The organism is Brevibacillus reuszeri (assembly GCF_001187725.1).
Classification (GTDB): domain Bacteria; phylum Bacillota; class Bacilli; order Brevibacillales; family Brevibacillaceae; genus Brevibacillus; species Brevibacillus reuszeri.
Genome location: NZ_LGIQ01000005.1, coordinates 352,263 through 366,299, shown reverse-complemented (window position 1 = coordinate 366,299; position 14,037 = coordinate 352,263). Strand labels below are relative to the sequence as shown.

The window sequence follows — 14,037 nt, the reverse complement described above, 5'->3', positions numbered from 1 at the left end:
TTTGCAAGGGGGTGTTTCCTTTTGTGCAAAAAAATTAGTTTACACCTGCGGCAGCTGCTTCTTTTTGTGTGGATTGATTGTGCATCTCGGATACGTGGCGCACCAGATCAACGACACGGCAGGAATAGCCCCACTCGTTATCGTACCAAGCGATCACCTTCACTTGGTTTGTACCCATCACCATCGTAGACAGAGCATCAATGATGGAGGAATTGTCATTGCCGATAAAGTCGCTCGATACGAGTGGCTCTTCGCAGAATTCAATGTAACCCTTCATGCTGTCTTCGCTCGCTTCGCGCAGTACACGATTCACTTCTTCAACAGTTACTGGCTTCCTGGTGTTTACAACCAGGTCCACAACAGAAACGTTAGGAGTAGGTACACGCAGGGAGAAGCCGTTGAGCTTGCCGTTCAGCTCAGGCAATACTTTTCCTACCGCACGAGCAGCACCAGTCGTGGTAGGAATGATGGATTCACCTGCTGCACGCGCACGACGCAGGTCTTTATGTGGATTGTCGATGTTTACTTGGTCGTTTGTGAGTGAGTGAATCGTAGTCATCAAGCCTTGCTCGATTCCGAATGCGTCGTTCAACACTTTTGCCACTGGAGCGAGGCAATTGGTTGTGCAGGAAGCATTGGAGACGATGTGATGATTCGCATGCTCATAGATGCCTTCGTTTACACCCATCACGATGGTTGCATCTTCTTCTTTTGCTGGTGCAGTGATAACCACTTTTTTCGCACCGCTTTGCAGATGCTTGCCAGCACCTTCGCGATCTTTGAATTTGCCAGTCGCTTCTACTACGATCTCTACGCCGAGCTCTCCCCAAGGCAGCTTGAGCGGATCACGATCAGACAAAACAATGGTCGGTTTGCCATCTACGAGGATTTTGTTGTCTTGTACTTCCACTTTATTCTGCAGGCGTCCATGAATGGTGTCGTACTTCAACAAATGGGCAAGCGTCTCCGCTGGATAGCTGGCATTGATTGCAACGATTTCAATGTTGGGGTCTTGAACAGCGCGGCGGAATACCATGCGTCCAATACGGCCGAAACCATTAATAGCAATTTTGATTGTCATATAGAAACCCCTTTCGCAATTAAGCTACGCTTATCTGTTATCTTCATTATAATAAGTATGACACAATTATCAATGTGTTTTACTGAAAAATAAATATTTGGACGATTTACCCCTGCTATTTTGCTCATTGTGTTTTCCTCTAGGCTGTCCATTCTCTGCGAATGCCTGGCTAAACTATGTCTTTTGACAGAGGTAAAAATCCTTATCACAGATCAAGTACCTCGATATGACGAAAGCCGCTTCCCCTGAATAAGAGAAGCGGCCTTTAGTGCAATTGGAAGTCGTAAATGTTTTTGTAACGATCATGATAATATAGTACGCGCTGTACGTACAAGCGAGTCTCTCCGAACGGAATATCCTCGATCGACTCCCGGCGTCCGTTCCATTGCTCCGTAGTCAGCCAGCCGCTTACTTTTCCTGGGCCCGCATTATAGGCGGCAATGACTTTGGTGACATCACCCTCGTAGCGTGTAAGCAAAAAATTCAAATACCACGTACCAATCTCTATATTCATGACCGGATCATATAAATATTGATTATCTCTCGGGCGCAGGTTCGCCTGTTTTACAATCCACTCAGCCGTATCCGGCATGATTTGCATCAGGCCTATTGCTCCCTTTTTCGAGACACGATCGGTTTTGAACCCACTCTCGGAGCGGATCACCGCGAGAATCAGATGAGGGTCCACCTGAAATTTTTGAGATGCCCTCACGATTTCGTTTTGAAATTTGATCGGGTACATCCACTTCCAAACAAGGGGCGTATTGAGCAGCAAAAAAACACTCATCAAAACAAGCAAAATCACCGCTGCCCGTTGGCTTGATTTCATGATCCAGGCTCCGCGCGAATCACAGTCAATAAGTCTTCCACCTGACGTTGTGTTTCTTCGCGAGACTGGGAATTATCAATCAAAAAGTCCGCTTCGAGCTTCTTCTGATCAATGGGAAATTGCGCTCGCAGCCGTTTCTTCGCCTGCTCTTCATCCAGCTCATCTCGTTCCATCATTCGCGCCAGCTGCATGTCGCCAGGTGCATAGACCACGACAATTTTCTCCACCAAATACTGCAGCTTGCTTTCATACAAGAGCGGAATATCCATAAATACGATCTGTTCACCATTCGCTTCTGCTGCTTCCGCTTCTTGCCTCATGACTCGCCGCACCTCGGGATGAACGATGGCATTCAGTTTTTGACGCTCGGACTCGTCTGAAAAAACGACTTCGCCCAGTTTTTTACGATCGATCTGACCATCCTCAAGCAAAATATCACGGCCAAAATGACGGACAATCGCTTCGTAAGCAGGCTTTCCTGGCTCGACAACCTCGCGAGCAATCTGGTCAGCATCGATGACTGGGATGCCACGTTCTCTGAGCATGGCTGTCACCGTGCTTTTTCCAGTAGCAATTCCGCCCGTTAATCCTAATATCATGTTCATCCTCCTCTCCCGATCGTACTTCTTTACTTTTTCTGGCAAAGAGGGCAAATATGTGTCCCTCTACCACCCACGACAAAACGGATAATTTCTGTTCCACAATTGACACAAGGCTCTTCTTTTCTGCCGTACACCAGAAGCGATTGCTGAAACATGCCCATCTCGCCTTGTCCGTTCACATATGACTTGATCGAGCTGCCGCCCTGCTCCACTGCTTCAGACAGTGTCGCAACAATGCTTTGGTGTAGTGAAATGACCTGTTTTCCCGTCAGCTTCCCGGCAGGACGCTCAGGATGGATCCCCGCTTTAAAAAGGGACTCGTCCACATAAATATTCCCCAGTCCTACAATACATTCCTGGTTCAAAAGAAGTGGTTTAATTTTTGTTGGACGTCCTTTTAACAGTCGCTTCAAAGCATCAGCTGTGAAGCTCTCCTCAAGTGGTTCCACACCAAGCTTGGCGAGCGGTCCCGTGCTGGTCTCCATCCCGCGCGGATACAAATCCATCGTGCCAAACTGACGAACATCGCGATAGCGCAGCTCTGTCTTGTCCGTAAAGTGGAATATGACATGCGTATGCTTTTCTACCGGCTCATCGTACTGATACAGCCCATAGCGTCCTTCCATGCGCAAATGGGAGATGAGCACGTCCTGGTCAAGAAAAAATTGAATGAATTTCGCACGTCGCGTGATGTCCTGTATGGTTTGTCCAGCAAGATGCGCCTTAAATGCCTCCACATCATCCGGCGTACGAATGATGCGGGGCAAAAAGACACTGACTCGCTCGATTGTTTTCCCCAATACCAGCCCTTTAAGTGTCCGAACGACGGTTTCTACCTCAGGTAATTCTGGCATATGGCCTCCTCCTCTCGCTGCTAGAGCTGTCTTTTCTGTCTGGGCTTATTTTGCCTCATACCAGCTGCGACCGTAATTGACGTCTACCTTTAGTGGGACATTAAGCGCAAGCGCACTCTCCATAACCTCTGGTACCAGCTTCTGCATGATCTCCAGTTCATCTTCCGGCACCTCGAAGACCAATTCATCGTGTACCTGCAAAAGCATACGGCTGGCAAGTCCTTTTTCGACCAGTGCCTCCTGCATGCGAATCATTGCGAGCTTGATCACATCTGCTGCTGTTCCCTGGATCGGCGTATTCATCGCGGTACGCTCGGCAAAGGACCGCAGGTTGAAATTGCTGCTGCGGATATCTGGCAGGTAGCGGCGGCGGTGCAGCAAGGTCGTCACATAGCCGTCCTGCTTGGCCTCTTTCACGATTTCTTCCATCCACTGCTTCACCCCTGCGAATACGTCGAAGTATCGCTCGATGAAGTCTGCAGCTTCCTTGCGAGTAATGTTCAGGTTCTGCGACAGACCATAGTCACTGATTCCATACACGATACCAAAGTTAACCGCCTTGGCTTGGCGACGCATCAAGGAAGTCACGTCCTCTTCGCTGACGCCAAATACATCCATCGCGGTGCGCGTATGAATATCCATGCCTTTACGGAAAGCATCGATCAGGTTTTCGTCACCGGAAATATGCGCCAAAATACGCAGTTCGATTTGGGAGTAGTCAGCCGCAAGCATGTACCAGCCATCCTCAGACGGGGTAAACGCTTCGCGGATCTTTCTGCCTTCCTCCATTCGAATCGGGATATTTTGCAGATTCGGGTCCGTGCTGGACAGACGGCCGGTAGCCGTTGTCGCCTGATTGTAGAGCGTATGAACCTTGCTCGTCTTCGTGTGAATCTCTTTAGTCAAGCCTTCAATATACGTAGAGCGCAGCTTGCCGAGCTGACGGAAGGTGAGAATGGCATCGATGATCGGGTGATACGGTGCCAGCTTTTCCAAAACGTCTGCGCTCGTGGATGGACCCGTCTTTGTTTTTTTCAAGACAGGCAGTGCCAGTCGGTCAAACAAGATCTCGCCCAACTGCTTCGGTGAATTGATGTTAAAAGGTTCTCCGCCTGCGAGTTCATATATTTGCGTGGTCAAGTCCGCCAGCTTGCTATCCAGCTCCTCGCCCATCTGCTCGAGACGCTCCCGATTGACCTTGATGCCTTGCTTCTCCATGAGAGCCAGAACCATGCTCAGGGGAGCTTCAAGATCGTTTAGAAGCGATCCCATCTCATTCTCCACAAGCTGCTCGCGCAACACCTGAACACTTTGCCAAATCGCTGCTGCTTTATGCGCCACATGCTCGCTCAGCACGTCCGTCTCCGGCACGAGTCGCTTTGCCCCTTTGCCGTATACGTCTTCGTCTGGTCTCACTCTGACCTGCGCATATTGGCTCGCAATGCTGTCCAGCGTATGATTGCTTTCGGTCGCGTTCAAAAGATACGAGGCCAGATAAACATCAAAGCCGATACCAGCCACGGGCAGCTCATGCCAAGCCAGTCCAACCGTGTCACGCTTGCCGTCAAACACCCATTTTTCCTTGGACGCATCTGCCAGCCAGGACCCGAGTGCCTTCCACTCCTTGGCTACATCCCATGGTACGTACAGGGTCGTCCCTTCCGCCGCGATACCAAAGCCAAGAATCGGCGCATGATGATAATTGTCGCCATCCATTTCGATGTAGACAGCCATCGGGGTCGTCAGCTTATCCGTGTATTTTTCAGTCGTTTCCTCCGTGACGATTTCAAAAGCAAACGGCGTTGCCTCGCTTGCTTCTCCATTCTCGCTCATATCCTGCGTTACTTTGATTTTGGAGAGCAGCGATTTGAATTCCATCTTTTTAAAGAAATCGCTAAGGGCGAGACCATCATAGCCAGGGAACTCCGTCTGCTGCACATCCAGCTCGACTGGTGCTTCTCGCAAAATCGTTGCCAATGCTTTACTCATGTTTGCCTTGTCGACATTTTCACGCAGGTTCTCCTGGAGCTTTTTCCCGGAGACCCGATCGACATTTGCCAAAACCTCTTCTACTGAACCGTATTCATGTAAAAGCTTCAGCGCAGTTTTCTCCCCAACTCCAGGCACGCCCGGAATATTGTCGGAGGAATCGCCCATCAGCCCTTTGAGATCAATAATTTGCAGCGGCTTCAAGCCGTATTTTTCCTGAATTTCTTCTGGCGTGTACAGCTCAATCTCGCTGACTCCTTTACGGGTCAACGCAACAGAAACATGGTCCGATACGAGCTGGAGCATGTCCTTGTCACCCGTAATGACCGTCGTTTTCCATTCCTTCTGGTCTGCTTCTTTTGTCAGCGTTCCAATAATATCGTCCGCCTCATAGCCTTCCAGCTCGAAGCGTTTTATCGCAAAGGCGTCCAAAAGCTCCCGAATCAGCGGAAACTGTTCAGAAAGCTCAGGTGGGGTTTTGCTGCGCCCTCCTTTGTACTCGGCATACTCGGTATGGCGAAATACGACTTTCCCTGCATCAAACGCAACCATGATATGTGTAGGCTTCATTTCCTCCAGCACTTTTAAAAGCATGGTAGTAAAGCCCAGCACGGCGTTGGTATGCAATCCTGCTGAAGTGGACAGCAAAGGAAGCGCATAAAACGCCCGGTTGGCAACGCTGTTTCCATCAATTAATACAAAATGACTCAAGGAATCCGACCCCTCTCGTTACAAAACTACTATATTTAATCGTAACATAGGGGAATCATGTAAGCCAAGTCCGTGAATAAGCGGGTAAAGAATGAATCGCTTGAACAAACTAAGAAAAAATTGGACAAGGAAGGCGATCATATGTATTGGAGGAAATTACTTTCGCTTGCAGCGGTTCTTCTATTCGTGTCTACCAGTCAAACCAGTGCAGCTACACTCTCTACGCAGCAGGAGACCCCTCTGAAAAAGGTGGTTGCTTTTGTCATCGACGATTTCGGCAACAATATGTCCGGCACCGCAGAAATTTTGGCGCTGCCTGTACCGCTCACTGTCGCAGTCATGCCGTTTTTGCCAAGCACCAAGCAGGATGCCGAGCTCGCTCATCAAAAAGGACATGATGTTTTCGTACACATGCCGATGGAGCCAGTAAAAGGAAAGCGTTCCTGGCTTGGTCCAGGTGCGATTACGACCGATCTCTCTGATGAGGAAATTCGTAGTCGGGTCCAAAAGGCAATCGATGATGTCCCGCATGCCATCGGGATGAACAATCATATGGGCTCAAAGGTAACCGCAGACGAGCGGATCATGCGCATCATCATGAGTGTCGTCAAAGAACGCGGGTTGATTTATTTGGACAGCCGCACTACGGATAAGAGCGTAGCGTCAAAAATTGCTCAAGAGATGGGGGTTCCCCATACCGAGAACCAAATCTTTCTCGACGATGTGTATTCGGTCCCACACATCACCCAACAAATGGAAAAAATATGCAAGCGAATCGGTACTCATCCGATTTGTGTGGCGATCGGACATGTCGGTCCTCCGGGCAAGAAAACAGCCTCCGTTCTGCGGCAGTACATTCCGCGCATTCAGAAGGAGGCCGAATTCGTCACGATCTCAAAATTAGTTCACCAAACCGTTCACTAGCTTTTGCCACCAGCTTTCTTCGGCAAATACCTCCATTTTCAGATTCCCCGTCAAGGTCACATATTCGCTCACGGCATCCGTAATGGCCTGGGCGATTTTTTCTTGTCCTTTCGGGTCTGTCAAAAGCTGTCGGTCTGCTGCGTTGCTGATAAAGCCCATCTCCACGATGACTGAGGGACAGTAATTATGCCGCAGCACGTAATACGTCTTGCCCTTTACCGGCTTGTCTTTGCTTCCTGCCAAACGGTTCAACGAGTTCTGCAAGAGGTCTGCAAGCATGTAGCTTTGCTCATTGCTTTGGTAAAGGATTACAGGACCTCTGCGTCCGGAATCGGAGGACCAGTTTACATGCAGGCTGAGCATCATTTGCGGAACCATTTCCTTGGCAAGATTTTTGCGCTGAGCGAGATCACGAAGATGCCTGGAGCGACTGTTCAGCCAGCGATTGTCGTCACTGAGGGCAATGTCTTCTTCCCGGTTCAGGGCTACACTGTAGCCAACATCTGTCAACTGCTGATACAAGCGTTTGGCAACCTGCAAATTAATGTCCTTTTCGTAGAGGCTGCCAAAAGATGTGCCGGAATCTACACCTCCATGGCCAACGTCAATTAAAATGTGAATCGGTGTAAGCGGTATTGCCTCACTCTTGGTTGGAAAACAGATAAGCACAAGCAGGAGCGTAGCGATGAAGGTTCTAGGATATCGGCGTCTCATGCTTGTAGGATTTCCCGTTTGAAAAAAAACCTTTCAATCAACTGGGTACGCATAACATTGTGAATTCTTCACCTGAACGGTACAATAGAGTCCATCGTGGATGAATCAGCACAAGAAGGTGTACACATGGAAAAATCATTGGACAAACCGTTATTTCCGCCTTATTTGGCACTGCTAATCGGTGTCATCGCCATCTCAACATCAGCAATTTTTGTCAAGCTGTCTGCTGCGCCAGCACCGATTATTGCTACGTATCGGCTTGTTTTCTCTGTCGTGCTGACACTGCCTTTTCTGTTTTGGAATCGCGGAGCAGTCAGCGAAATTGTAAAAATGCCAAAAAAAGTGTGGCTACTCTGTCTATTGTCAGGCGCCTTTTTAGCGAGTCACTTCCTGCTCTGGTTTGAGTCGCTTAACTACACGTCTGTAGCCAGCTCTACAGTTCTGGTTACGCTGCAGCCATTATTTGCGTTTATTGGAGGCTATTTTTTCTTTGGCGAAAAGGTTCGCTTACTGGCACTCACAGGTGGCTTGCTTGCCGTTGTTGGCAGCTTTGTTATTGGCTGGGGGGATTTTCAGGTAGGAGGCATGGCGCTCTTAGGTGACGCGCTCGCACTGCTTGGTGCCGCCACGGTAACTGGATATTGGCTCGTCGGGCAATATGTCCGTCAGCACATGTCATCGTTCGCCTATACGCTGGTCGTATATTCTGCGACAAGCTTGATCCTGGTTGCGTATGATCTTGTTTTGGGCTACCCGTTAATTGGGTATCCTGCTGCTGACTGGGGCTGGTTCTTCTGTCTCGCCCTCTTTCCAACATTGCTCGGTCACTCGATTTTCAACTGGATCATTAAGTGGCTAAACACGACCACGATTTCGATGGGGATTCTTGGAGAACCGATCGGAACTGCAATCCTGGCTTACTTCATCCTCGGCGAAGTCGTAACGCTGCCACAATGGATCGGTGGCCTCATTATTATCGCAGGTATTTACTTGTTCATTCGTTACAATCAAAGCGCCAAAGGAGTGAGCACCGATGAATCAAAACCAGCAGCCACCTCGCCGGAAAAGCTTGCGTGAGTTTATAGCGGGCCTGAACGTCTGGGCAAAAATCGGCTGGACGATTTTGCTGGGATATATCGTAGGGCGAATCATTTTCTTCCTTTTCAAGCTGATCACCTCGTAACTTTTCGGATCGGACAACCTGTATACAGAGAAAAACAGCAGCCAGATTTAGGCTGCTGTTTTTTGTGATTGTGGAGCATCCGGCTTTCTCGGCTTTTTGTGTAGGAAAAAAAGCAATGGAATCGAGATTACAATCGGTATGGCAGAAATCAGGAACGTGTCCCCGATTCCTTGAACCATCGCCTCTTTCGCCATCATCCCGAACAAGATCGTACTCGCTCCACCAGATGCACTGGCAGCATCGACACCTACCTGTGTATACATGCCAGAGATGCCACTAATAAATTGTGTGGCCATGTCGCTGTTCAAATTGTCGGAGATCGATGCCAGATGGAAGGTTTGACGCGCTTGCATGATAACGGTCAAAATCGCAATCGCAAACGAGCTCAACACTTGCCGTAATACGTTGGAGAGCGGTGAGGCATCCCCTACACTTGTACGCGGAACAGCGTTCATCCCTACTGTAGACAGCGTCATCATGCAGAGACCGATTCCGACTCCACGGATCGTCAAAATCATGTTCATCCAGGAATGCATACTGTCTGCTGCCAGATTGTGCAGCTCAAATGTGGTAATGCTCATGATCGATAAGCCGATGAGTCCAATCGGGCCGATTCCATATTTATCCATCAACTTACCACTGATCGGCATCATGATCGCCATGGCAATCGACTGTGGCATCAATAAGAGACCAGACTCCATCGCGGTCATGCCCTGAATGTTTTGCAGGAAGATCGGCATCAGGAAGATCCCGCCCATCATCCCCATCATGACAAAGCCAGATGTCAGAATACTGATCGAAAAGACAGGGATTTTCAGCAACCTCAGGTCCAAAAGCGGCGCTTCCTTGCCCAGCTCTACCCAAATGAAAAGCGCCAGACTCATAATCGCAACGAAAAACAAACTCACGATGAAAAAGGATGTCCAGCCCTCCGCCTGCCCTTTACTAAACGCGAGGAGGAGAGTACCAAAACCAACGATCGCCAAGGTTGCTCCGAGGAAGTCAAACTTCAGCTCCGGCTTTTTCGGCGTTTCCTTGAGCAGCACCATACTCATGATGACCGCAAAAATTCCAAATGGCACCCCTACTAAAAACAGAAATTGCCAGCTTAAAAATTCAATGAGGTACCCACCCAAGGTTGGGCCAAGAGCAGGAGCCGTCATCGAGGCAATCCCGAAAATCCCGAGTGCCATCCCGATTTTTTCACGTGGTACGATCATGTAGATCATCGACATTCCGATCGGCATGATCATTCCTCCACTTACCCCCTGGATGACACGAAACGCGATAAGCGAGGTGTCGCTCCAGGCAAGTGCACATAAGACGGAGGCAGCTGTAAAGAACGATAGCGATAGAACAAATATTTTTTTAGCTCCAAACTTTGCTGACAAGGAACCGCTCATCGGGATCATGACCGCGTTTGCCAGCATATATCCGGTCAGCACCCATTGCATCGTCTCCGTAGAGGAGCCGAAGATGCTGACCATTGTTGGTAAGGCGACGTTAATCAGACTGTTGTTCAGAATCGCAACGAAGGTTCCCGAGAGGATAGCGAGAAGAGACAACCACATTCCGCCGTTTCCGCCTTTTTCCTCCCGCTGTGCCACCGCTTCCGCCATGTCATCACCCCCGTTAGTTTGCGATCACCTTGCTGCCCTCAGACAATTTGTCCGTCGGGTTTAGCACTATTTGATCGTTGTCTTTTACACCAGCTGAGACTGTAGTCCAATCACCACTAGCACTATCGACTGTCACTTCTACTTCATGTACAACGTCTTGATCAAGCGTATAGATGTAATGCTTGCCGCCCTTTTCAAGAACAGCGGTTGTCGGTACTTTGGTTCCTTGTTCTGCTTGCCCTTGCAGTACAACCTCCGCAATCATACCAGCGCGCAGCAGTCCATCCGGATTTGCTACTTTTACTTTAATCGGGAACGAAGTGCTGTTGGTGTCAGAAATCGGAGAAACGAATTCAACAGTTCCTGTCATTACTTTACCGCCAAGGCTGCCTACCTTCACATCAACAGTAGAGCCAACCTTTACATTATTGATCTGATCCTCGGAAACGCTTGCTTCCACTTTGACTTCATTCATATCCACGACGACCAGAAGTGGTGCGCCTGCTCCTGCCATCTCGCCTGGATTAATGTTTTTCTTCGCTACAATACCAGTGATTGGCGAATGAACCACAGTGTTGTCATAGCCGTTTTTAGCCATCTCCAGGCTGGAGTTCAGACGGCTTACCTCTGCTTGCAGGGCTGCAACCGTATCAGAGGTTGGACCGGCTTTTGCCAGATCGTATGAAGCCTTGGACTGCTCTACCGCAGAACGGGATTTTTCCAGATCAAGCGTAGCTTTTTCCAATTCCGCTGCAGATAATGCCCCCGAGTCAAACAGGGCCTTCATCCGGTTGTAGTTGCTCTCGGATACTTTCAGGGTAGCTTCTGCCTGTTGCAAGCCACTGGACAGCTGCTGGAGCTGCTCTGTACGTGCTCCTGCCTTTGTGTCACGAAGCTTTGCCTGTGCCCCTGCAATTGCAGCCTGTGCCTGATTAATTTGCTGTTGGTAGTCGGCCTGCTCCAGCGTAACGAGAACGTCACCCTTCTTTACAACGGAGCCTTCTTTTACGCTTACGTTCGCTACTTTGCCGGAAACTTTGGAAACGACGGAAACCTCTTCAGACGGAACAATTTTACCGCCTGCAATCAAGCCTGAGGCATTCGAGGTCACCTTCCACGCTTTCACAACCGGGAGCGATTCTGATGCGGAAGATGGCGAAGACGAATCACTACAGCCAGCGGCAATAAGCGAAACGGCCGCCATCACTACAGCGATTGTTTTCCATTGTGCTGCTTTTTTCATGCCTCATTACAACTCCTTCACGTGCACTTTGATCTCGGCGTTCAAACCGGCGGCCAAATGAAGACCTGCTGTGTCATCAATGGCGATTTTGATCTGAATACGCTGGGTTACTTTGGTAAAGTTACCGCTTGTATTGGTAGCTGGCATCAAGGAGAACGTAGAGTTTGTTGCTTTCCCGATCTCCATCAAGTGTCCGCTCAGCTTCTTGCCTGGGTATGCGTCCAGCGTGAAATCCACTTTTTGGCCAAGTTTCAAGCGCTCGATCTCTGTCTCTTCCAGGTTAGCGGAGATGTACAGTTTGCTTTCATCAATGACGAGAGCAACTGATTGTCCCATCGAGACAACCTCTCCCTCTTTTGCCTGGGTCTTAATGACGGTACCTGTGATAGGAGAACGCAACACGCTGTTTTCCAACAGGTTGCCTGCAACGTTTGTTGTGTCCTGCTGCCCAACGATTTGATCAGCTACTACGGCGTCGCCATCTTTTACCGCGAGTCCGGTCAGTTTGCCTGTCATTTTGGGCATGACGCGATAAATGTCTCCAGCAATGCGAGCGTCCTGCGTGGTCACATAGTGTGCACCTTGATACCAGTAGTAATAACCGATGCCTCCGCCACCTACCACGAGCAGGAGCAAAATGACATACAATACCAGTTTTCGCTTCATGGTTTCTCCTCAACTTTCTATCTCTTCTAATTTCGTAATCAACGTTTCCAATGAGTGAATAATGCCATCCAGATCCTTCTCGGAAAATCCGTGGAAGCTTCGTTTATAATATTCGCCTGACAGAAGGTCCACTTTTTCAAACAGTTCTACTATTTTTTCAGTCTTTCGAATCCAGACTACACGACGATCCTTTTCGTCACGCACCCGCTCGACCAGTTGCTCTCTCTCCAGGCGATCAATAATACCAGAAACTGTACTATACGAAAGATCAACGGCTTTGCTTATCTGCCCGATCGTTCGGGGCTCGCATTGAATCTGCCGAATGACCACCAACTGCGGGACCGTTAGGCCGTATTTGCACAGTTCCTTAGTAGCCATTGTGCCAAACGTCTTATTCAAACGTTTTAGCAAGTCCCGGATATGCAATGGTTTGTTCATGATACACTCCTTTCCTACCTAATATTTCGTACGCGAAATTTTATCACACGAAACACTATACGACTTTTTTGGGTCTGTGGCAACTATTTCTTTACATTAAATTTTAACTAGGTAACAAAACTTTTCTCCAGCTCACCCGAACCCCTCCCGAGAGCTTTTTTCCTCTGAAAATGAAAAACCAACAATACCTCAAGGCATTGTTGGTTCGGTTAAGATTGGCGGGCTCGCTGGGCCTTCTTCCGGGGTACTTTGATTCACGCTTGGTACATGTCTTGGCTCGTACTCAATTTCTGGAAAGGAATGAACCGATACATACATGCTGCCATTGTAGGAACGTGCCCGGATCATGATCGGATAGGCGTATTTGTTCTGGAAAACAAAATCAGGACCATACCAGCTCACAGTGGCGTCCCTTCCCGGACGGACATAAGCGACATCTCTGCTGTGGGAATACCGCTGCACAATATGCAAGCCAGCCTTGTCCACGGCGTTAAAAAGCGTCGAAGAAACTTGGCAGATCCCTCCCCCAATTCCTTCTGACAGCTCTCCTCTAACAATGACAGGTGCTTGCAGGTAGCCTTTTTCCTTCGTACGCTTACCTACGACCTTGTTAAAGGAAAATATCTCACCTGGCAGCACGACATAATTGTTGATCGCATTCGAAGCCAGCATGATGTTATGAGAGCGATTTTTGTTTCGCGAATTGAAATAAGTGGTATATTGCCCAATCGTTCTTTTCCTGACCTGGCTCATCAGGGCTTGGTCTACTTTTGGATAAATAACTTGAAGTGGTATTTGTAAAGTACGTGGGCCTTCGCCGTAATAGTATTCATAAAACTGCTGAAGAAATTTTTCTTCATGCAGCTTACGCCCCTTTTTTTCAGGGACGATTGCGCCACTATTACTAATTGTCGCATTGACTGGTTCTTTATACGCCAGCTTCGTCAAGGCTTCCATCATTGTCTGTAAGCGATTCACATCCACGAGGGATACCCCGTCGAATGGCAGTGTGTAGTCACCCCGATCTGCCACGGCAACCGTTTGCTCTTCCATTTGTACCTGTAAGAAGCTTATGGGATCCAGGGGATTCGCCACTAGAAGCAGGGCCATTGTCAAAGCAAAACCCATCCGACTGCTCACCTCCTTCTTGTAGTATGAGCAGTCGAACGGGTTTCATGCGATAT

Annotated in this window: 14 protein-coding genes; 3 read left to right on the top strand and 11 right to left on the bottom strand. The window is 48.8% G+C overall.

Annotation, left to right across the window (positions count from 1 at the left end; translation table 11 throughout):
- Positions 1 to 34 precede the first annotated feature (34 nt).
- The 5 genes from ADS79_RS05300 to polA form a co-directional block, all read right to left on the bottom strand.
- Complete coding sequence (locus ADS79_RS05300; protein WP_049737375.1) at positions 35 to 1,081, bottom strand: glyceraldehyde-3-phosphate dehydrogenase; 1,047 nt, start codon at positions 1,079 to 1,081, stop codon at positions 35 to 37.
- A 265-nt stretch (positions 1,082 to 1,346) separates the two neighbouring features.
- Positions 1,347 to 1,910, bottom strand: coding sequence for a lytic transglycosylase domain-containing protein (locus tag ADS79_RS05295; protein WP_049737374.1), 564 nt, complete (start codon positions 1,908 to 1,910; stop codon positions 1,347 to 1,349).
- Entirely contained in the window at positions 1,907 to 2,515 is a 609-nt protein-coding gene (coaE, locus tag ADS79_RS05290) for a dephospho-CoA kinase (RefSeq protein WP_049737373.1), read from the bottom strand. Before coaE ends, ADS79_RS05295 begins: the two co-directional genes overlap by 4 nt.
- 23 nt (positions 2,516 to 2,538) lie before the next feature.
- Positions 2,539 to 3,366 carry a DNA-formamidopyrimidine glycosylase gene (gene mutM / locus ADS79_RS05285; RefSeq protein ID WP_049737372.1) on the bottom strand — a complete coding sequence of 276 codons (828 nt, stop codon included), beginning with the start codon at positions 3,364 to 3,366 and terminating at the stop codon, positions 2,539 to 2,541.
- A gap of 45 nt (positions 3,367 to 3,411) precedes the next feature.
- On the bottom strand, positions 3,412 to 6,066 hold the full coding sequence (gene polA / locus ADS79_RS05280; RefSeq protein WP_049737371.1) for a DNA polymerase I: 2,655 nt from the start codon (positions 6,064 to 6,066) through the stop codon (positions 3,412 to 3,414).
- Between the two features lie 141 nt (positions 6,067 to 6,207).
- Between polA and ADS79_RS05275 the strand changes: the two genes are divergently transcribed.
- Positions 6,208 to 6,990: a divergent polysaccharide deacetylase family protein gene (locus ADS79_RS05275; RefSeq protein ID WP_049738145.1), complete on the top strand. Its 783-nt coding sequence runs from the start codon at positions 6,208 to 6,210 to the stop codon at positions 6,988 to 6,990.
- Here the strand turns inward: ADS79_RS05275 and ADS79_RS05270 are convergent.
- Entirely contained in the window at positions 6,967 to 7,704 is a 738-nt protein-coding gene (locus ADS79_RS05270; protein WP_049737370.1) for an N-acetylmuramoyl-L-alanine amidase family protein, read from the bottom strand. The genes ADS79_RS05275 and ADS79_RS05270 overlap by 24 nt on opposite strands.
- Before the next feature lie 126 nt (positions 7,705 to 7,830).
- Between ADS79_RS05270 and ADS79_RS05265 the strand changes: the two genes are divergently transcribed.
- Positions 7,831 to 8,781 (top strand): DMT family transporter, encoded by a 951-nt coding sequence (locus ADS79_RS05265; protein ID WP_049737369.1) that lies wholly within the window; start codon positions 7,831 to 7,833, stop codon positions 8,779 to 8,781.
- Positions 8,738 to 8,887: a hypothetical protein gene (locus tag ADS79_RS35545; protein ID WP_162839505.1), complete on the top strand. Its 150-nt coding sequence runs from the start codon at positions 8,738 to 8,740 to the stop codon at positions 8,885 to 8,887. The genes ADS79_RS05265 and ADS79_RS35545 overlap by 44 nt, the downstream gene beginning before the upstream one ends.
- A gap of 47 nt (positions 8,888 to 8,934) precedes the next feature.
- Here the strand turns inward: ADS79_RS35545 and ADS79_RS05260 are convergent, their stop codons facing one another.
- The 5 genes from ADS79_RS05260 to ADS79_RS05240 form a co-directional block, all read right to left on the bottom strand.
- Positions 8,935 to 10,506, bottom strand: a complete 1,572-nt coding sequence (locus tag ADS79_RS05260) for a DHA2 family efflux MFS transporter permease subunit (protein WP_049737368.1) — start codon at positions 10,504 to 10,506, stop codon at positions 8,935 to 8,937.
- Positions 10,507 to 10,519: 13 nt separating this feature from the next.
- A complete protein-coding gene (locus ADS79_RS05255; protein ID WP_049737367.1) occupies positions 10,520 to 11,749 on the bottom strand; it encodes an efflux RND transporter periplasmic adaptor subunit in 1,230 nt (409 codons plus the stop codon).
- Between the two features lie 6 nt (positions 11,750 to 11,755).
- The gene (locus ADS79_RS05250) at positions 11,756 to 12,415 is read right to left on the bottom strand and encodes an HlyD family efflux transporter periplasmic adaptor subunit (protein ID WP_049737366.1); all 660 of its coding nucleotides are present in this window, start codon (positions 12,413 to 12,415) and stop codon (positions 11,756 to 11,758) included.
- Positions 12,416 to 12,424: 9 nt separating this feature from the next.
- Positions 12,425 to 12,853 (bottom strand): MarR family winged helix-turn-helix transcriptional regulator, encoded by a 429-nt coding sequence (locus tag ADS79_RS05245; RefSeq protein WP_049737365.1) that lies wholly within the window; start codon positions 12,851 to 12,853, stop codon positions 12,425 to 12,427.
- A 189-nt stretch (positions 12,854 to 13,042) separates the two neighbouring features.
- Positions 13,043 to 13,981 (bottom strand): VanW family protein, encoded by a 939-nt coding sequence (locus tag ADS79_RS05240; RefSeq protein ID WP_049737364.1) that lies wholly within the window; start codon positions 13,979 to 13,981, stop codon positions 13,043 to 13,045.
- Between the last annotated feature and the right edge of the window lie 56 nt (positions 13,982 to 14,037).

Coding starts and splice junctions, on each gene's coding strand:
- ADS79_RS05300 (WP_049737375.1), bottom strand. CDS start 1,081: ATGACAATCAAAATTGCTATTAATGGTTTCGGCCGTATTGGACGCATG.
- ADS79_RS05295 (WP_049737374.1), bottom strand. CDS start 1,910: ATGAAATCAAGCCAACGGGCAGCGGTGATTTTGCTTGTTTTGATGAGT.
- coaE (WP_049737373.1), bottom strand. CDS start 2,515: ATGAACATGATATTAGGATTAACGGGCGGAATTGCTACTGGAAAAAGC.
- mutM (WP_049737372.1), bottom strand. CDS start 3,366: ATGCCAGAATTACCTGAGGTAGAAACCGTCGTTCGGACACTTAAAGGG.
- ADS79_RS05275 (WP_049738145.1), top strand. CDS start 6,208: ATGTATTGGAGGAAATTACTTTCGCTTGCAGCGGTTCTTCTATTCGTG.
- ADS79_RS05270 (WP_049737370.1), bottom strand. CDS start 7,704: ATGAGACGCCGATATCCTAGAACCTTCATCGCTACGCTCCTGCTTGTG.
- ADS79_RS05265 (WP_049737369.1), top strand. CDS start 7,831: ATGGAAAAATCATTGGACAAACCGTTATTTCCGCCTTATTTGGCACTG.
- ADS79_RS35545 (WP_162839505.1), top strand. CDS start 8,738: ATGAATCAAAACCAGCAGCCACCTCGCCGGAAAAGCTTGCGTGAGTTT.
- ADS79_RS05260 (WP_049737368.1), bottom strand. CDS start 10,506: ATGGCGGAAGCGGTGGCACAGCGGGAGGAAAAAGGCGGAAACGGCGGA.
- ADS79_RS05255 (WP_049737367.1), bottom strand. CDS start 11,749: ATGAAAAAAGCAGCACAATGGAAAACAATCGCTGTAGTGATGGCGGCC.
- ADS79_RS05250 (WP_049737366.1), bottom strand. CDS start 12,415: ATGAAGCGAAAACTGGTATTGTATGTCATTTTGCTCCTGCTCGTGGTA.
- ADS79_RS05245 (WP_049737365.1), bottom strand. CDS start 12,853: ATGAACAAACCATTGCATATCCGGGACTTGCTAAAACGTTTGAATAAG.
- ADS79_RS05240 (WP_049737364.1), bottom strand. CDS start 13,981: ATGGGTTTTGCTTTGACAATGGCCCTGCTTCTAGTGGCGAATCCCCTG.